Annotated in this window: 19 protein-coding genes; 6 read left to right on the top strand and 13 right to left on the bottom strand. The window is 49.6% G+C overall.

Features of this window, described 5'->3' with window-relative positions; all coding sequences use genetic code 11:
* Positions 1-261 precede the first annotated feature (261 nt).
* Positions 262-1,248: a penicillin V amidase gene (locus tag BZ167_RS10810; RefSeq protein ID WP_003150840.1), complete on the top strand. Its 987-nt coding sequence runs from the start codon at positions 262-264 to the stop codon at positions 1,246-1,248.
* Positions 1,249-1,287: 39 nt separating this feature from the next.
* Here the strand turns inward: BZ167_RS10810 and katX are convergent, their stop codons facing one another.
* From katX to BZ167_RS10875, 13 genes are all read right to left on the bottom strand, one after another.
* Positions 1,288-2,901, bottom strand: coding sequence for a catalase KatX (katX, locus tag BZ167_RS10815; RefSeq protein WP_015418515.1), 1,614 nt, complete (start codon positions 2,899-2,901; stop codon positions 1,288-1,290).
* 77 nt (positions 2,902-2,978) lie between these two features.
* Entirely contained in the window at positions 2,979-4,061 is a 1,083-nt protein-coding gene (locus BZ167_RS10820) for a mannan endo-1,4-beta-mannosidase (protein WP_060673839.1), read from the bottom strand.
* A gap of 19 nt (positions 4,062-4,080) precedes the next feature.
* Positions 4,081-5,025, bottom strand: a complete 945-nt coding sequence (gene manA, locus BZ167_RS10825; protein ID WP_015418513.1) for a mannose-6-phosphate isomerase, class I — start codon at positions 5,023-5,025, stop codon at positions 4,081-4,083.
* Positions 5,022-5,903 carry an ROK family protein gene (locus BZ167_RS10830; RefSeq protein WP_015418512.1) on the bottom strand — a complete coding sequence of 294 codons (882 nt, stop codon included), beginning with the start codon at positions 5,901-5,903 and terminating at the stop codon, positions 5,022-5,024. Before BZ167_RS10830 ends, manA begins: the two co-directional genes overlap by 4 nt.
* 19 nt (positions 5,904-5,922) lie before the next feature.
* The gene (locus BZ167_RS10835; RefSeq protein WP_015418511.1) at positions 5,923-7,323 is read right to left on the bottom strand and encodes a glycoside hydrolase family 1 protein; all 1,401 of its coding nucleotides are present in this window, start codon (positions 7,321-7,323) and stop codon (positions 5,923-5,925) included.
* Between the two features lie 29 nt (positions 7,324-7,352).
* Entirely contained in the window at positions 7,353-8,672 is a 1,320-nt protein-coding gene (celB, locus tag BZ167_RS10840; protein ID WP_012118772.1) for a PTS cellobiose transporter subunit IIC, read from the bottom strand.
* A gap of 18 nt (positions 8,673-8,690) precedes the next feature.
* Positions 8,691-9,008 (bottom strand): PTS lactose/cellobiose transporter subunit IIA, encoded by a 318-nt coding sequence (locus BZ167_RS10845; protein ID WP_007407750.1) that lies wholly within the window; start codon positions 9,006-9,008, stop codon positions 8,691-8,693.
* A gap of 14 nt (positions 9,009-9,022) precedes the next feature.
* Positions 9,023-9,334, bottom strand: a complete 312-nt coding sequence (locus BZ167_RS10850) for a PTS sugar transporter subunit IIB (RefSeq protein ID WP_007614670.1) — start codon at positions 9,332-9,334, stop codon at positions 9,023-9,025.
* A 153-nt stretch (positions 9,335-9,487) separates the two neighbouring features.
* The gene (locus tag BZ167_RS10855) at positions 9,488-10,786 is read right to left on the bottom strand and encodes an arsenical efflux pump membrane protein ArsB (RefSeq protein WP_033574346.1); all 1,299 of its coding nucleotides are present in this window, start codon (positions 10,784-10,786) and stop codon (positions 9,488-9,490) included.
* 13 nt (positions 10,787-10,799) lie between these two features.
* Positions 10,800-11,150, bottom strand: coding sequence for an ArsR/SmtB family transcription factor (locus tag BZ167_RS10860; RefSeq protein WP_059367547.1), 351 nt, complete (start codon positions 11,148-11,150; stop codon positions 10,800-10,802).
* A gap of 101 nt (positions 11,151-11,251) precedes the next feature.
* On the bottom strand, positions 11,252-12,148 hold the full coding sequence (locus BZ167_RS10865; protein ID WP_015418507.1) for an ABC transporter substrate-binding protein: 897 nt from the start codon (positions 12,146-12,148) through the stop codon (positions 11,252-11,254).
* Between the two features lie 16 nt (positions 12,149-12,164).
* Positions 12,165-13,178, bottom strand: a complete 1,014-nt coding sequence (locus tag BZ167_RS10870) for a FecCD family ABC transporter permease (RefSeq protein WP_007407745.1) — start codon at positions 13,176-13,178, stop codon at positions 12,165-12,167.
* Positions 13,179-14,177, bottom strand: coding sequence for a FecCD family ABC transporter permease (locus BZ167_RS10875; protein WP_050515808.1), 999 nt, complete (start codon positions 14,175-14,177; stop codon positions 13,179-13,181). It abuts the gene before it with no gap.
* Positions 14,178-14,418: 241 nt separating this feature from the next.
* Between BZ167_RS10875 and BZ167_RS10885 the strand changes: the two genes are divergently transcribed.
* From BZ167_RS10885 to celB (BZ167_RS10900), 5 genes are all read left to right on the top strand, one after another.
* A complete protein-coding gene (locus tag BZ167_RS10885; RefSeq protein WP_007407743.1) occupies positions 14,419-15,009 on the top strand; it encodes a DNA-3-methyladenine glycosylase in 591 nt (196 codons plus the stop codon).
* A 51-nt stretch (positions 15,010-15,060) separates the two neighbouring features.
* Positions 15,061-15,195 carry a hypothetical protein gene (locus BZ167_RS20605; RefSeq protein WP_369719122.1) on the top strand — a complete coding sequence of 45 codons (135 nt, stop codon included), beginning with the start codon at positions 15,061-15,063 and terminating at the stop codon, positions 15,193-15,195.
* Positions 15,196-15,341: 146 nt separating this feature from the next.
* Positions 15,342-17,297, top strand: a complete 1,956-nt coding sequence (licR, locus tag BZ167_RS10890) for a transcriptional regulator LicR (RefSeq protein WP_007407741.1) — start codon at positions 15,342-15,344, stop codon at positions 17,295-17,297.
* Between the two features lie 98 nt (positions 17,298-17,395).
* Entirely contained in the window at positions 17,396-17,704 is a 309-nt protein-coding gene (gene licB, locus BZ167_RS10895; protein ID WP_003150863.1) for a PTS lichenan transporter subunit IIB, read from the top strand.
* Between the two features lie 15 nt (positions 17,705-17,719).
* On the top strand, positions 17,720-19,078 hold the full coding sequence (gene celB / locus BZ167_RS10900; RefSeq protein WP_015240833.1) for a PTS cellobiose transporter subunit IIC: 1,359 nt from the start codon (positions 17,720-17,722) through the stop codon (positions 19,076-19,078).
* The last annotated feature ends 9 nt before the right edge of the window (positions 19,079-19,087 follow it).

A 19,087-nucleotide genomic window follows, 5' to 3' on the forward strand; every position in this document is an offset into this window, starting at 1 on the left:
GACCTGCCGTTTACAAATTCCAGCATGCAGGAAAAACAATGTAAAGCCTCGTTGACAGCCGTTCAAAATTTTTTTGAAAAAACGGAACAAACACTGCCGCCAAAACGATTTGCCAGGGTTTAAAAGGCATGGATATGCTTACGGACTAATATGTATTAAGGAGAAATGTGTCAATCTTTTGACGAATGGAGCCATTATTCGTTAAGCTGGAAGAATAGTTTACTTTGTGTAAATTTCATTAATGAAAAGGGGATTGATGATATGTGTACAAGTCTTACATTGAAAACGACAGACGGTAATCACCTATTGGCGCGAACGATGGATTTTGCATTTCAGCTCGGGACGGACGTCGTGCTTTATCCTCGTCAGTACAGCTGGAAAAGCGAAGCTGACGGCAGGATGCATAAGACGAAATACGCATTTATCGGCATGGGGAGAAATCTCGGCAATGTTCTGTTTGCCGACGGCGTAAATGAAAAAGGGCTGTCGTGTGCGACGCTGTATTTTCCGGGCTTTGCGGGATACGAGAAAGCGGAACGGGAGGGCACCTGTCACATCGCTCCTCATGAGTTTGTCACCTGGGCCTTATCAAACTGTGAATCTCTTGAAGACATAAAGGAAAAGCTCTCAATGCTGACGATTGTAGAGAAGAAGTTAATGTTATTGGATACGGTGCTGCCTCTTCATTGGATTTTATCAGACCGCACGGGCGGCTGCATTGTCATCGAGCCGACACCGGAGGGAATGAAAGTATATGACAACAAACCCGGAGTGATGACCAACAGTCCGGAATTTCCTTGGCATGTGACCAATCTGCGCCATTATATCGGAATCAGGCCGCAGCAGTCAGAAAGCAAAACATTGGGCGGAATGACATTAACCGCTTTCGGCCAAGGATCTGGAACGATCGGGCTTCCCGGTGATTACACGCCGCCATCCCGATTCATCAGAGCCGCTTATCTGAAAGAGCATTTAGAGCCTGCCGCTCATGAAACGGATGGCGTTACGGCCGCTTTTCACGTGCTGTCCAATGTGAATATTCCAAAAGGCGCGGTGATCACAGAGGAGAATGAAATTGATTATACGCAGTATACGTCGGTCATGTGCTGTGACACCGGGAACTACTACTTTCATCTGTACGACAACCGGCAGATTCACAAAGTAAGTTTATTCCATGAAGATCTTGACCGTCCGGAGCCGAAAGTATTTGCGGCCGCGGCGGAGCAGAATATACAGGAGCTGAATTAGCTCAAAAAAAAACAGGACGCGATTGTCCTGTTTTTTTATTTAATACGGATCAGACGGATGGCTTTCCTGTTCAGCCTGTTTTGCGGCTTGTGCTGTATCAGTAGTGCCGATCGGCCCGCCGCTGTTGCTTTCGGAGGCTTTTTTCAGCCCTTCCGCCACACGTTTTCCGTAGTCCGGATCTGCTTTTGTGAAATTCTCAATCATTTGATCCTGAATGTCTTTGCGGCAGGAAGAAAGCGTATTGACCAAGTTTGTGATCAATTCGTTCCGTTCAAATTCCGAAAATCTGCGGTATGTTTCTCCGGCCTGGCCGAAGTTATTCGGCCGGTCGATCGCTTCCCGCTTCACATCGCCTTCGACATGAGGTGTATGGTCTTTCCCATCCTGCTTTGCTTCGTTGAGTCCTCCCATAATGGACGGCTCATAGTTGACGTGCGGGTTTTGTCCTTCTGCCCGATCGACCAGATACTGCATTTGCCCGCCTTCCTGGTTGGTGGCGACATGCTTTTTCGGCGAGTTGATCGGAAGCTGCAGGTAGTTTGCGCCGACGCGGTACCGCTGGGTATCTGAATAGGAGAATGTCCGCCCCTGAAGTAATTTGTCATCCGAAAAATCAAGGCCGTCCACAAGCACGCCCGTTCCGAATGAGGCCTGTTCCACCTCGGCATGGTAGTTTTCCGGGTTTTTGTTCAGAACCAATTTACCGATCGGCTTCCAAGGGAAATCGTCTTTATACCACAGCTTGGTCGGATCAAGCGGATCAAAATCCAGCTCGGGGTGTTCGTCATCAGTCATGATTTGCGCATACACTTCCCATTCAGGGTAATCGCCTTTTTCAATCGCTTCATACAAATCCTGTGTCGCATGGTTAAAGTTTTTCCCCTGAATCTCTTCCGCTTCCTTCTGTGTCAGGTTGCGGATGCCCTGTTTCGGTTCAAAGTGATATTTGACGAGCACGGCTTTTCCTTCTTCATTGACCCATTTGTAGGCATGGACGCCTGAGCCCTGCATCTGCCGGTAGTTGGCCGGGATGCCCCACGGCGAAAACAAGAAAGTGATCATATGAGTCGCTTCCGGTGATTGGGAAATGAAGTCGAAAATACGCTCGCCGTCCTGAATGTTCGTAACGGGATCAGGCTGAAATGCGTGCACAAGATCCGGGAACTTCAGCGGATCACGGATAAAAAAGATTTTCAAGTTGTTGCCGACCAGATCCCAGTTGCCGTCTTCGGTATAAAGCTTAACGGCAAAACCCCGGGGGTCACGCAATGTTTCCGGGGAATGCTTTCCGTGGTTGACGGTAGAAAACCGCACAAACGCCGGAGTTTTCATTCCTTTCTTTTGAAACACTTTCGCTCTTGTGTATGTAGAAATCTCCTCGTCTCCAAAACTTCCGTACGCCTCAAAGTATCCGTGTGCGCCGGCGCCGCGCGCGTGAACGACGCGCTCGGGAATCCGTTCGCGGTCAAAGTGGCTGATTTTCTCCAAAAAATCATAATTCTCCAATGTCGTCGGTCCTCTATTGCCGACTGTCCTGACATTCTGGTTGTCAGTGACCGGATGGCCCTGCCGGTTTGTCAGCGTGTCTTCTGACTCGCCTTTACCGGTCGTCTTACTGGAAAGCGTTTCTTCGCTGTTTTTGTTATTTTCCATTGTTGAACCCTCCTTTTTGAACGGTAACAATATGCCCAGCAGAGCCGTAATTTAAAACCGATTTTCAAAAGAAGCGGTTATTCCGTGATCGGCGTCAAGGACCCGCCGTTCCATATTTCGCCCTTGTTCAGCGTCCAGCTGTTTTGATAAAGGCTTTGCGCGCCTTGATTGGCCGCCGGACTTAATTGTTCATCCCATGTCAAAAAGTACGTGGTCTCGGGGTATTTTTGCCTGATCGCCTTGATAAAAGCAGCATAATCAAAGCTTCCGATATTGCCGGACGGACCGGTTTCGGCAAAGGCAAACGGTTTTTTCAGAGACAGCATTTCATCATAGCCTGATATCGCATACGGATCAGTGAAGTAAGCGTCCAGACCGGTAATATCCACATAAGATGAGCCTGGGTAAAAGTCTGTCTTAAAGTCTCTGTTGGCATCCGGCGAATACACCCACAAAAGGTTATCCAACCCTCTTGTCTCTGTCATATAGCGGTATATCTTCTTGTAAAGCTCTTTGTACAGCGAGATTCTTTCCGTGTCTTTTTGGTTGTAGCCTGTCAGCCCCCACCAGAACCACTCGCCGTTCATTTCATGCAGCGGTCTGAACAGAACGGTGACGCCTTGATTTTTCAGCTGAGTAAGGCCGTCGGCGATTTTGCTGAGCAGCGCCTCAAGCCGTTTTCCTTCAACAGTTGAAGGGTCCAGAATGTTTTTGTACTGGCTGTTTGAGATGGCTGTTTTATAGTTTCCGGATGGAAAAGCCGGATTTGCGAGATGCAGGCTGACCTGAGGGAGGCCGCCGCTTTTCCAGTATGAGATTAAGCTGCTGTTGCAGCTGTAATCGATAGAATCGGTGATATCCGCTGTTTCAAGCCATCCTCTCCCATAGTCACAGCCGTAGATGGCGGGAGACTGTCCCGTCGCGTTTTTCAAGCGGTTTTCCTCTGTCATTGAAAAAGTGACATCGCTGTACCCGCCGAACGCCCCGGACATGACCCTGTTTTCTGAACGGTTGGGCAGGTGCGCCAGCCAGTTCATGATATCTTTTGTCGTCTGCTGGGCATTTGGGTTGACGGGATAAACGGTGTGAGCCGATATCGGACTGGCGGCTCCTAAGAGTAATAAAACGATAGACAGGCAGGCTGCTAACTTTTTGAGCATATAAAAGACCTCCTGATTTTTAAGATGATGAAGGATGTGAAACGATAACCTCACAATCTCCTTCTATAACAAAATCTCCGGAATCCGCCGGCACGATAAAGTGATCGCCTTTGTGAATGGGGCATCCATCCAGTTCTCCGCGTCCTTTCATGACGCTTGCGAGTAAATACCGGCCGGGTGCGGGGAATGATGCTTTCCCGCTCACATCCCATTGATAAACTGAAAAGAAAGGTGTTTCGGCGAGTATCGTAATCAGAGCATCTCCGATCCGATGCTTTGTGCTTTTTACATTTTCATCGGTATGCGGAATGTCTGTTACGTCAATTGCTTTCTGAAGATGAAGCTCGCGTTTATTCCCGTTCCCATCCGTCCGGTCATAGTCGTAAAGCCGGTAGGTGGCATCAGAGCTTTGCTGGATTTCAAGAACGAGCGTACCTTCACATAAAGCGTGCAGTGTGCCGCTCGGGACATAGAAAAAATCGCCGGGCTTAATGGGGATGCGGCGGAGCAGGTGATCCCACTCGTTTTGTTCAATGAGCCGAACGAAGTCTTCTCTCGTTTGGGCGCGATGCCCTAAAATGAGCTCCGCGTCTTTTTTGCAGTCCAACACGTACCAGCATTCCGTTTTTCCGAGTTCTCCGTTTTCATGCCGATGTGCATATGCGTCATCCGGATGAACCTGTACGGATAAGTCCATATTTGCGTCAAGAATTTTTGTGAGCAGGGGAAAAGCCTCTTCTTTCGGATGTCCGAACAGGTCAGGGTGTTCACTCCAGAGACGCTGTAATGATGTTCCGGAAAAAGGCCCGTTCCGCACGATGGATGTGCCGTGCGGATGAGCTGAAATCGCCCAGCACTCTCCCGTCCGCTCAGAAGGAATCTCATACCCGAATGTATCGCGCAGCTTCGTCCCGCCCCATAATCTTTCTTTAAAAACCGGTTCCAAAAATAAGAGTTTCGTCATTTTCCCGCCTCCCGGTTTGCCGCTTCTAAGACCTGCTCCGCCAATACGAGCGAACCGGCCGCGCCGGAGTGAATCCCTAATTGAGGGGGAACGATGAAGTGTTCAATATCGGGCAGATCAATATATTGATTCAGCCGCTTTTTCACGTGCTGACGGATAGAAGAGAACAGCTGCCGCTGCTTCATGACGCCCCCGCCGAGAATGATCTTTTCCGGCGAAAGTATGAGAATATACTGCACAAGCGCTTCGGCAATATAATAGCCCTCAAGCTCCCACACTTCCTGCTGATCCGTGAGCAAAAATGCTTTTTTCCCCCAGCGTTTCTCAATGGCGGGGCCTGCCGCGAGACCTTCCAGACAATCTGTATGGTATGGGCAATTGCCTTTGTAGCCGTCGTCCGGATGTCTTCTGACATAAATGTGGCCCATTTCAGGATGAGACAGCCCTTGAACAAATCTGCCGTTCATGATGGCGCCCGCGCCGATGCCTGTGCCGACCGTCAAATAGAGGCAGCTGTCCGCGTTTTTGGCCGCGCCGAAAGAAGCTTCTCCGAGCGCCGCCGCATTCACGTCGGTGGTGAAGCCTGCAGGAATACCCAGAGCGCTTTTGATCGTTTGAAGAATAGGGCAGTTCCGCCAGGCTGTCTTTGGCGTCGCGGTGATGCACCCGTATGTTTGACTGTCAGGACGGATATCAATCGGTCCGAACGACCCGATGCCGATGGCTTCTATCGGGAAATCTCTAAAGTAACGGATGACCTGTCTGAGTGTGTCATCCGGTTCTCCCGTCGGAAACTCTGCTCTGTCCAGAATGGTGCCGTCTCTTTGTCCGGCGGCACAGACAAATTTCGTGCCGCCGGCTTCAATACCTCCAAGCATGGCCGTCCCTCCTCATCTGTTAAAATCCGTTTTGATCGGAAACGGATTTGAACCAGCGGCCGCTTTTTTTGACGGTCCGTTCGCCCCCGTTTTCCAGATTGACAGATACAAAGCCGTAGCGGTTTTTATAAGCGTTTGTCCAAGACCAGTTGTCCATGAAAGTCCACAGGTGATAGCCTTTTACATTTGAACCTTCTCCGATGGCCCGATGCACCCATTTGAGATGGTCCTGGATAAATTCAATCCTGTAATCATCCTGAATGATGCCGTTTTCATCGCGGAAGCGTTCCTCGCCTTCTACTCCCATGCCGTTCTCGGAAATAAAACACTCGATATTTCCGTAATGTTCTCTGAGATTGGTGAGAATGTCGTAGATTCCTTTTTCGTAAATTTCCCACCCGCGGTGAGGGTTCATTTTCCGGCCGGGCATGACATACGGGTCGAAGAAACGCTCAGGCAGGAAAGGGGCATGCGGATTCGGAACATGTTCTTTTGCCTTGACGCGCCTCGGCTGGTAGTAGTTCACGCCTAACAGGTCGACCGTATGCTCCTGAATGAGGCGGAGATCTTCTTTCTCATAACGCGGCAGAAAGCCTTCCGCCTTGAGAATCTCGACAAGCTCCTCAGGAAATTCGCCCTTTACGGCGGGATCTAAAAATGAGCGGTTGAAAAAGGCGTCGGCAATCCGGGACGCTTTGACATCTTCAGGATGTGAGCTTCTCGGATAAGAAGGCGTCAAATTCAGAATGATTCCGATTTGTCCCTCCTGTTTCAATTCTCTGTAGGCTTTGACAGCCCTTGCATTCGACAGCAGGGTATGGAAACCGGCCTGCACTGCTTCTTGAAAATTAACGTGATTCGGGTAGTGAAAGTCGTATAAGTAGCCACCTTCAATCGGCACAATCGGCTCGTTGTGAGTGAACCATTTTTTCACCTTGTCACCGAATAGCGAAAAGCATGTTTCGGCGTAATTTTCAAACGCGTCAACGGTGTTCCGGCTAACCCAGCCCCCCTTACGCTGAAGGGCGAGCGGCATGTCAAAGTGAAACAAATTGACAAACGGCTCAATGCGATGGGCAAGCATTTCATCGATGACGTCCTGATAAAACGCGACCGCTTTCTGATTGACCTCGCCAGTTCCGTCCGGAATCAATCTTGACCAGGAAATAGACAGCCGGAAGGAGTTATGGCCGATTTCTTTCATCAGCCGGATATCCTCCTTGTATTGATCGTAAAAACGTGACGTGTCGCCGGGGCCGACGCCGTTAAAAAAACGGCTCGGCTCTTTTTCATACCAGTAATCCCATATGTTTTGGCTTTTTCCGTCTCTGTCAGCGGCGCCTTCTGTTTGGGTGGCGGAGGCGGAAGACCCCCACCAGAATCCTTCCGGAAAACGATATTGAATATTTGATTCAGTCAATTGATTTCTCTCCCTTACTGCGATTTTGATTACATACTCATGCTGTCATCCCGGGCATGCTGCTCGGTCTCAGCTTCTTTTTCCTTTGCCATGTTTAATTTGTCCAGCGCTTTAAGAAACGGGAACCAGATGACAAACACAATACAGAGGTTGACCAGCTGCATAATGCCGCCCATGACGGAATTGGTCGCCATAATCCCGTTAATGAAAAGGGGGACGGTCCAAGGCACGGTCACGCCGGTAGGAGGGGGCACGATCCCCGCCGACATGGCCAGGTAGGTGACGAGGGTGACAACCATCGGCGCGATGACCCACGGAATGATAATGATCGGGTTCATCACGATCGGCAAACCGAAAATAACCGGCTCATTGACGTTGAAGATGCCCGGCGCGAGACCGAGTTTGGATATCTGTTTCATCTGTTTGCTTTTCATAAAAAGCAAGATGGCGATCACTATGGCCAATGTCATTCCGGTTCCGCCCATTCCGACGGTGTAAATCTCCATAAACGGCTTAGAAATAATATGGGGAATCTCTTTTCCCGCTGTATACGCAGCTAAATTTTCGACCTGTAATGTATTCCAAATCGGGTCCATCACGGAATTGATAATGATTTGTCCGTGAAGTCCGAAAAACCATAAAATCTGAATAAAGAAAACAGCGATTAATGTAGGAATGATACCGCTTCCAAGTCCGACAAGCGGGGCTTGAACCGTATGATAAATGACATCATGCAGATTGGTGTGAAAGATCTGGGTGACAGCCGCATTGATCAAGAGGAAGACGGTAAGCGTGATAAAAGCCGGAATCAATGCGGCGAACGATTTAGCAACAGCCGGAGGAACACCGGCAGGCATCTTAATCGTTAAGTTTCTCTGAACGATTCTTCTGTAGATTTCACCTGACAAAAATGCGGTCATCATGCCGAGAAACATCCCTTTTGCTCCAAGCCGGTCAACCGGAATGACGCCTGCGACCGCTTTGCCCGTTTCCGGCTCTAAAACGAACGGGGTGAGCAGCAGAAAAGAAACCAATGCGATCGCTCCGCCGAATACGGCCTCCACTTCGTAGCTTTTGGAAAGGTAATAGCCGATCCCGAAGACGACAAAAATGGACATAATCCCCATCGTCGCCGTCGAAGCGCCGCCAAATCCGGATTGAAAGACAGACAGGGCGGAGCTGCTCATGATTTTGTTTAAAAACGGCAGGTTCGTCAGCACGACGAACACCGAACCGAAAATGGTCAGCGGAAACGCCAGCATAAAAGCATCCCGTAAGACTTGCAAGTAGCGGTTATTGTTTAATTTGCCCGCGATCGGAACAAGGAATTGGCTGATTTTCTCAAACACGTCTTCACCCCCGGCTTTTTATAAATTCTTTGATTGAAATAAGTCGAGCATTTCTTTGACGAGCTCTTTCATTGAAAGCGCTGACATTAAGTGATCTTCAGCATGCATAAAAAGCAGAGAGACATCCGTCTTGGCGCCGCCGGCTTCTTTTTGAATCATCTGAAAATGGATGTCGTGCGCTTTCCCCAGTTCTTCTTCAGCCTTTGTCAGAAAGGTGTCTGACTCATCTGTCCGGCCGTCTTTATAAGCGCGTATCGATTGAATAATATTGCTGCGGGCATTGCCGCTGTGAAGAATCAGCTGAAAACTGATCTGTTCATCCGTGTACGTTTCCATGCTTATCGCCTCCTTTATTTGTTCTCTATCAAGGCAACGGCCTGTTCGTATGCTTTTTTGCCGTCTCCCATGCCGTATGCCATCATATCAATCACATCAACGGTGATGTGAAGCGGGTCCGCCTCTTTCTGAAGCTCACCTTTTAAAAAACTCATCTGCGGGCCGATCAGTACGACGTCTGCATCTTTCATCGCTTCTTTTGCTTTATCCTGTCCGACTGCCCAAATCTCGGCTTCCTCACCGATGGAGCGGGCGTAATTCTGCATTTTCGTAACAAGAAGGCTGGTGGACATGCCTGAGCTGCAGGCTAATAAAATTCTTTTCATGAGAAATCCCTTCTTTCATAAAGTTAAAACGTTTTCATGAATATTATAATCTTTTAAAACTAAATGTCTATACTTTTAAAATATAAAAGTTTTACTTTTCGGATTTTTGACACAAAAAAACCTTTTAAGATTCAACTTAAAAGGTTTTTCATCTCAAGCGAGCCATAACAGCCATAAATAAAGTCCGATCAGGGTGATGAATAACGTCGGAATGGTTAATATCAGACCTGTCTTGAAATACATTCCCCAGGAAATTTTCACGTTTTTCCGGCTCAGCACGTGGAGCCATAACAACGTCGCCAGCGACCCGATCGGCGTGATCTTCGGCCCGAGGTCCGAACCGATAACATTCGCGTAAATCAATGCTTCTCTCATCAGCCCGTGAGCGTCCGTTCCGCTGATGGCTATGGCGTCAATCATCACCGTCGGCAGGTTATTCATAACGGAGGAGAGGATCGCCGCGATAAACCCCATTCCGAGTGTGCCCGCAAACAAACCGTGATCCGCCGCTTTCTGTATAAGCTGAGAAAGAAGATCCGTCAGTCCGGCATTCCGCAAGCCGTACACGACAACATACATGCCGACAGAAAAAAACACGATGGCCCACGGGGCGTCCTTGATGACTTGTTTCGCAGGGACGGCGGGGCTTCGCTGCGCCAGAATGAGAAAAATGACCGCGATGGAGCCGGCAACGAAGGAAACGGGTATCGACAGCAGTTCGCTGACGAAATATCCGATCAATAAAACGGCCAGCACAGCCCACGATAACCGGAAAAGGCGTTCATCCTTAATCGCGGATGCCGGATGTTTCACAAGAGCGGTGTCATACCGTTTCGGAATGTTTTTTCTGAAATAGAGATACAGCACCAAAATGCTTGCCGCCAGAGAAAAAAGGTTGGGCACCAGCATGCGTGATGCATATTCAATGTATCCGATATGGAAGTAATCGGCGGATACAATATTGACCAAATTGCTTACAACGAGCGGAAGCGAGGTGGTGTCGGCGATGAATCCTCCGGCGATAATAAAAGGAAAAACCAGCTTTTCAGGTAAATTCAAAGCCCGCACCATCGCCAGTACGATCGGGGTCAAAATGAGCGCCGCTCCGTCATTGGCAAACAGGGCGGAGACAACAGCCCCTAAGACCGACACATAGAGAAACATCCGCAGCCCGCTGCCCTTGGCCGCCATGGCCATATGCAGCGCGGCCCACTCAAAAAAACCGATACTGTCAAGAATCAATGAAATGATAATAATGGCGATAAAGGCAAGTGTCGCATTCCAGACGATTCCCGTCACTTCCGCGATATCGTGCAGGCTGACTGCTCCGGCGATCAAAGCGAGGACCGCCCCGCCGCAGGCAGACCAGCCGATTGATATATGTTTCGGCTGCCATATGACAAACACAAGTGTCAGCACAAAAATCAGCGCTGATAAAACCGCAACTCCCAAGAATATATCCCCCTTACCGGCATGTAACAGTGACTTCTTTTTGCCGCAATGTCTGTAAAACTTCGTCCTTTTCATCTATCTGCTGCAGAATCGAGCAAACCAGCGCGTATTCCGGACCGGACGGATGAATGGCATAGTACCGCCACTGACCCTCGCGTCTTTCCCGCACAAGGCCGGCGTTCTTTAATTTCCTCAAGTGCTGGCTGATGCCGGGCTGACTTATATCAAAAATAGCCGTCAGCTCGCAGACACAATATTCCTTATCCTTCAGAAGCTTCAGCATCAAAAGCCTCGTCGGGTCGCTTAGAAGTTTGAGGCACTGGCTGATCCCTTCGGAACTTAAAGCATGATGCCTTCGTTCCATGCGCTCACTCCTTTTTTACACTATTATATAAGCAGATGTTTATATAAGTAAACGACAATATAAAAAAGCCGGCCTTGCACTTTTGCAAAACCGGCTCATGTTTATTTTTGGAACAGTTTTTTCGCTTCATCCATTGCTAATTTATTTCCCAGTGCTGAATAATCAAGCCAAGGCTGATCGGCAATTTTATAGACGTGGTTTGCTTTCACGGCCTTCAGCCCTTTCCATACAGCGCTTTTTTGCAATTCTTTATAGGCTTGCTGTGACTTGTCGTCTCTGTTAACGACGACGAAAATCGCATCTGCGTTGTAATCAGGCAGCACTTCTTGAGAAATGACTTCATAAGGGCGGGAGGTGTTCATGTCTTTAATGCCGTCAGCCGGTTTCAGCTTCAGATCGTCAAACAGAATCGGTCCCATCGGACGGCGTGTGCTGAAGACGCGAAGCTCTTTTGCGTTCACGCGGATCGCCATGACTTTGGCGTTTTTCCCTAATTCCTTATTCATCATGGATCTGACTTGTTTTGTTTCATCTTCGTAATCTTGAATAAATGTTTTCGCTTCTTTTTCACGGTTGACGATTTTTCCGATATCTTTTAAATGATCGCGCCAAGTGCCTTTATCAAGGTCGAAAACGTGTGTGTTTCCGATTTTCTTGTATTTTGACACATCTTTCCCCGCAAATTCTTTATCAAGATAAATGTTGTCTGGATTCAGCTCAAGTAAAGCTTCCATATCCGGGTCTGAGGCAGGTCCGAGTTTTTTCGTGTCTTTCAGCTGATTTTTCACATGAGGGAGAAAATCTTTCAATTCTCCGCCCACGACGGAACCGGCAGGTGTAACGCCGAGAGCCAGCAGATCATTTGTCAGGTGAATGGACATCGAAGCGATTTTATGATCGCCGGATTTCTTTTTTGACTCCGGCTGTGTTGAGTCGGATTGGCAGGCAGCCAATAAGAAAATACACATGAAACTGACGAGCGCAATTATTTTTTTCATGGGAATACTCCTTGTTTTATGATTTGATTTTCATGACGAGATAGAGAAAATACGGCGCGCCGATGGCTGCCGCAACCACGCCGGCCGGAATGGCGTTCGGCTGAAACAAAGACCGGCCGATGGTGTCTGCCGCGACAAGAATGACGAGTCCGATTAATCCCGCAATCGGGATAATATGCTGATGCATGGTGCCGACGAGCCGTCTTGCCAAGTGAGGGGCGGCAAAGCCGATAAAGCCGATTCCCCCGGCCATCGCGACGCTCGCGCAGGACAAGCCGACCGCTATGGCGATCAGCATGATCCTTTTTCTCTGCACGTGTGCGCCGAGCCCCGCGGCTGCCTGGTCACCGAGCATTAAAATATTCAAAGAGCGGGCGTTCAGCCATGCAAGCGGTGCGAGAATGCCGATCCAGGGCAATAGCGACCACACGTGAATCCAATCCCTGCCCCAGACGTTTCCCACCAGCCAGCGGGAAGCGAATGTATAAGTTTCTTCATTCAGGCGCAGCGACATAAACAATGTAACGGCGCTGAAGCCCGCGGAAACGGCGATCCCGACTAACAGCATGCGGATCGTTAAAAAACCGTTCAGCCTGTCGTACGTAAGCACTACGATCAGCAGGGCGGCGAGTGTTCCGCCCGCAAACGTAAACAGCGGGATGAACATCGACGCCTGCGCCTCCAGGGAATGAAAGAACGTGATATACATCATCAAACCGAAGGAAGCGCCGGCATGCAGTCCGAGAATGCCCGGATCGGCAAGCGGATTTCGGGATACACCCTGCAAAATAGCGCCCGACACTCCTAAACCGATGCCGGCCAGCATCGTCACCAGAATCCGGGGAAGCCGGTAATCGAATAAAACGGTTGTGCTTTGAAACGTGCCGTATCCGAACAGCGTTTTTCCCACCGTGAGAGGAGAAAGCCGGAATGAGCCCGTATGCAGCCCGATCAGAATAATGCAAACGGCGATGACCAGCAGAATGAGTCCTGCCGCCGCCGCTTTTTTTGTTTCTTTCTGCACTTTCATTTATAAGTCTCTCCCTTCCTTGCGGGCAATATAAAGAAAGAAAGGGACACCGACAAGTGCGACCATAATGCCTATCGCCAATTCCCTCGGGGGACTGACCGTGCGCGAGGCCAGGTCAGCCAAAATCAATAGAATCGCGCCGAGTAAAGCGGACATCGGAATAATCAGCCTGTACGTAACGCCGACGATCTTTCGCGCGATATGGGGAATGACCAGCCCGACAAAGCCGATCGCGCCGGCAGCGGAAACAGACACACCGGCAAGAACGACGGCGATCATTAATCCGGCGGCACGCGTCAGAGCCGTGTTCACCCCTAAATTCGCCGCCACGTCATTTCCCATTGAGAGAAGGGTGACGGACCGGCCCATGAATGTCGCGAGAATGATGAAGACCGCAATCACGGGAACAAGGACTTGTAAATGAGCCCACTTGATCCCTGACACCCCCCCGGCGTACCAGAAGGCCAAATCCTGGCTTAAATCGTAATAAATCGCCACACCGGTACTGAGTGAATGTAAAAGAGCGGCCACGACCGCCCCGGCAAGCGTCACCTTTAAAGGTGTCATGCTGCCTTTTCCCGCCGCACTGATAAAGAAAATCAAGCCGGTGCTTGCCAGTGCTCCCAAAAATGACATCACCATCAGCAGGGCGTATGACAAATGAGGGAAAAAAGCAAAACTGAGCGCAACAACAAACATGGCGCCCGCGTTTACGCCTAAGACACCCGAATCGGCAAGCGGGTTTCTCGTGACACCCTGCATGAGGGCGCCCGCTGCGGCAAAAGCGGCTCCTGTAACGGCCGCCCCGAGCACCCTCGGAAGACGCAATTCATGAATGATCTGCTGGCCCGTTATATTCGGATTGTAATCAGCAACAGCCGACCAAACCGTATGTAAAGTAATGTCTTTCGCGCCGAATGAGACGGCGAAAAAAATAGATACAAGCAGCCCGGTCACCGCGATCAGGAAGAAAACCCCGTTTTTTAAGATGCTGATCAGACGGCTTGCGGACCTGACAGAATCGCTCAAAAATCAATTCACCTACTTTTATGATCATTGTCCGGTATTTATTGAACATGAGAATCATTTTCATTTGAACCATCATATTATACCGAGCCGATTTTCAAAACGCAATAGAGCGTTCAACAATAATGTCCTTTTTTCTCTCATGTTTATATTGTAAAAAAGAAGTGAAAAACGTGAAAGAGGAAATCGCTATATTCAGAAAGGAGGGAGGCAAATGGCAGGAGAACGAAAGCCTTTGCCGATTGAATTTTACCAGAGACCGTCAGTGGAGCTTGCCCCTTTATTGCTCGGCTGTCTCTTGGTGAAGGAGACGGATGAGGGAACGGCTTCAGGTTTTATCGTGGAAACGGAAGCTTATATGGGAGCGGAAGACCGGGCGGCGCACAGCTTCGGCAACCGGCGCACGAAACGGACGGAAATTATGTTCCATGAGGCGGGCCGCATTTATACATACGTCATGCACACTCATACATTAATGAACGTCGTCGCCGCGGACATCGGCATTCCGCAGGCCGTGTTAATCAGGGCGGCGGAGCCTCATGAAGGACAGTTCCTGATGGAGAGCAGGAGACCGGGCAGACCCCCGAGAGAGTGGACAAACGGCCCGGGAAAACTGACGAAGGCGATGGGCATTTCAATGAACGACTACGGCGGCATGATCACGGAACCGCCGCTGTATATTACGGAGGGCTTTACGCCTGAGCATATATCAACAGGCCCGAGAATCGGGATTGACAACAGCGGAGAAGCCCGGGATTATCCGTGGCGCTATTGGGTGACGGGGAACCGGTATGTTTCACGCTGACCATGTTTATAAACGCTGATAACAGGGGAAAGACAAGGTAAAAGAAAGGGGATTCAGACATTGAAAAAATTTTTCAAAACGATTATCAAATGGGCGCCCGTCATCTATCCGATCATCAGAAAAATCATAAAAGAACGGAAGGCATCTAAGCGGAACCGCATGTCCGCATCCCGAACAGCCGGCTGATCCGGCTGTTTTTTTACGGGCTTGGCATCGGATTGCCGCATTGACTTGAAATCCTCCCCATTATAGAATTTACATACATTTACCCCTTCCTCATTCTTTTTGCCCATTTTTCACGTCTGCATCTGATCTGATAGGAGGTTTTTCTCATGCTTCATGGGCGGCTTCGTGAACTTTTGCGCTTGCTTTTAGCTGCTGAAACACCGGTTACAAGCTCAGTCATCGCTGCAAATGTAAAGGTAACGACGCGGACGGTCCGCAATGACATAAAGGAACTGCAAACCATTGTAGAAAAACACGGCGCATCCATTCAATCTGTCAGAGGGAGCGGCTATAAGCTGCTGATCCGGAATGAGCAGCCGTTTAAAAACTGGCTTCAGGACAATTTCCAGCAGAACAGCACCGTGCCGATTTTTCCCGATGAACGGATAGATTACCTTATGAAAAGAATGCTTCTGGCCGACGGCTACCTCAAGCTGGATGACTTGGCGGAAGAACTATTCATCAGTAAATCCACACTTCAATCTGATTTAAAAGAAGTCAAAAAACGGCTCCGCCCCTATGACATCATTTTGGAAACAAGGCCGAACTACGGCTTTAAGCTGCGCGGCGAAGAGCTCCGCCTCCGTTATTGTATGGCGGAATACTTAGTGGACGACCGCGAGCCTGAGCCTGATCTCCTGAGTGAAAAGGCCGGTATTCTGCCGAAAGACGACATTCATGTGATCCGCACAGCCATTATGAAGCAGGTTCGAAACCATAAGATCCCGCTTTCTTTCTTCGGCCTGAACAATCTCATCATCCATATCGCCATTGCCTGCAAACGAATCCGGACAGAAAACTATGTATCTCTCATTCCGGAAGATCTTCATGATATTAAGCTTGAAACAGAATATCAGTCAGCGGAAGCCATCGTAAAAGAGCTTGAATCGGCGCTTTCGGTCACCTTTCCCGAACAGGAAACCGCCTATATCGCCATTCACCTGCTCGGGACAAAGCGCATGACCCAGTCACAACTGGAAGGAAAAGAGCTTACAAGGCTGATAGACGGGGAAACCAGCCGTTTGACGGAGGCCATGATTGAAGCCATTGAGCGGGAGCTGAAGCTCGGAATCACGGACGACAATGAGCTGAAAGCGGGTCTTGCGCTCCACATCAAGCCGGCGATTAACCGAAACCGGTACGGAATGAACCTGAGAAACCCGATGCTCTCCGCCATAAAGGAAAATTATCCGCTCGCATTTGAAGCGGGAGTGATTGCGGGAATCGTGATCAAGGAGCAAACCGGCATTGATATTCATGAGAATGAGATCGGATACTTGGCGCTTCATTTCGGAGCCGCCATCGAAAGGAGAAAGACGGAACGGCCGCCTAAGCGCTGTCTGATTGTCTGTGCGTCCGGCGCCGGCAGCGCGCAGCTTTTGAGAGAAAAGCTCCGTTCCCGGTTCGCAAAGCGTCTTGAAATCGTCGGAACGGCTGATTACTGCAGCCTTGACCAGCTTTCCTTTGAGTCGATTGATTTTGTGGTCAGCACAGTGCCGATCAAAAAAGACCTGCCCGTTCCCGTGTTGAAGGTTCATACGCTGTTGGGCGGCGGGGATTTTACAAAAATCGACGCCATGCTGGAAGAAAAGCGGGAACAATTGAACTTTCTGAAACCGGAGCTGGTATTTTTGCAGCAGGATCTGGAGACGAAGGAGGACGTCATCCGTTTTCTCGGACAGCAGGTTGCTGAAGCCGGCCTCGCTTCTGATTCTCTGACCGATTCTATTTTTGAAAGGGAAGCGATTTCTCCTACGAGTTTCGGCAATCTTACGGCGATTCCGCACCCGCTCGTTCCGCAGACAGACACGACGTTTTGGGCGGTATGCACGCTGAAGAAGCCGATTGACTGGGCGGATAAGCGTGTCCAATTTGTCTGCCTGCTCTGCGTCGAGAAAGAAAGCAAAGCCGACCTCCAGCATATGTACAAATGGCTCGGCGGGATGTTAGATGATCCGGCCGCGGTAAGCCGTCTCTTAAAATGCACAACCTATCAGGAGGTTTTACGAGTATTCAGAGACAAACGATCAGAGAAAGACCGGGATACACCTTTTTTCCGTTAACAGCGGAAAAAGCCTGAGTAGTTATGAAAGCGATTTCATAATATGATGGTACTAACATCGAGACATACAAAATATCAAACTTTCAGGAGGTCTTTTACATGAATATATTACTCGTTTGTGCAGCAGGGATGTCAACAAGCTTACTCGTCACCAAGATGGAAAAAAGCGCACAGGAACAAGGAAAAGAATATAAAATCTGGGCGGTGTCAGGCGATTCAGTCAACCAGCATATTGATAAAGCGGACGTATTGCTGCTTGGGCCTCAAGTCCGTTATTTGCTTCCGCAGCTGAAAAAATTGGGTGAATCAAAAGGAGTGCCGGTTGAAGTCATCAATACCGTCCATTACGGCACATGCAACGGAGCGGAGGTTCTGAAATCAGCGGAACAGCTCGGAAACGCATCGTAGAAAGGGGCGGGCCGTGTGAATAAGGTGAACCAGTTTTTAGAAGAGAAAGTCATGCCCATTGCCGGAAAAATTGCCTCCCAGCGGCATCTGCAAGCATTGCGTGACGGGATCATCCTCACCATGCCGCTTATCATCATCGGTTCGTTTTTTCTGATCATCGGCAACCTGCCGATTCCGGGATATGCGGATTTCATGGCAAAAACGTTCGGAAGCGCCTGGTCTCAAAAACTGCAATATCCGGTTGATGCGACCTTTGAAATCATGGGTCTTGTCGCCGCTTTCGGAATCGCCTACCGCCTGGCCGAAAAATACGGGGTGGATGCATTATCGGCCGGTGCGATATCTTTGGCGGCGTTTCTCTTGGCAACGCCGTACAAAGTTCCGTTTCTGCCTTCCGGCGCCAAAGAGGAAATCATGGTCGGCGGCGGCATCCCGCTGTCTCTCATGGGAAGCAAAGGGCTGTTTGTTGCGATGATCATCGCCATGCTGTCGACGGAAATTTACCGCCTGATCATCCAGCGGAATTTCGTCTTCAAAATGCCGGACGGCGTGCCTCCTGCGGTCAGCAAATCGTTTATCGCTTTAATTCCCGGTTTTGCCGTCATCTTTCTGATCTGGGGCGCGCGTTTAATTGTCGAAGCGACACCGTTTGAAAGCCTTCATAACATTGTAAGCGTTGTACTGGGTACACCGCTCTCGATTCTTGGGGGAAGTCTCGGCGGAAGCCTGATAGCCGAAGCGGTTCAAATGCTCTTGTGGGCGTGCGGATTACACGGGGCGAACATAGTCGGCGGCGTCATGGCGCCGATCTGGTTCGGAGCGATGGATGCCAACCGGATTGCGTTTCAGGCGGGCGATGCGCTTCCGAATATTTTCACCCAGCAGTTTTTTGAAATCTGGATCAACATCGGCGGAAGCGGCGCGACACTGGCGCTCGTGGTCACCATGTTTCTCCGTTCGCGAAGCAAGCAGATGAAGCAGCTTGGGAAACTCGCCATCGGGCCGGCCGTCTTTAATATTAATGAGCCGATTATTTTCGGAATGCCGATCGTCATGAACCCGATGCTTCTCATTCCGTTCATTATCACACCGCTTGTCACACTGGTCCTTACCTATATCGGCATGAGCACTGGCCTCGTCGCCAAACCTGCCGGCATTGCCGTCCCATGGACGATGCCGCCGATTTTCTCCGGCTATCTTGCCACGGGCGGAAAAATATCAGGGGCTGTCATGCAGGCGATTAACATCATCACAGCCTTTATCGTGTACTATCCGTTCTTCAGAATGTGGGATTCGCAAAAGCTGAAAGAAGAAAACGAACTTGAACAATCGCAGGCGCCAGCCGTACAGGGAGACGAAAAAGCCGTGCTGTAGAGAAAGGGA

The organism is Bacillus sp. 275, assembly GCF_001999205.1.
In the GTDB taxonomy this organism is placed as follows: domain Bacteria; phylum Bacillota; class Bacilli; order Bacillales; family Bacillaceae; genus Bacillus; species Bacillus velezensis.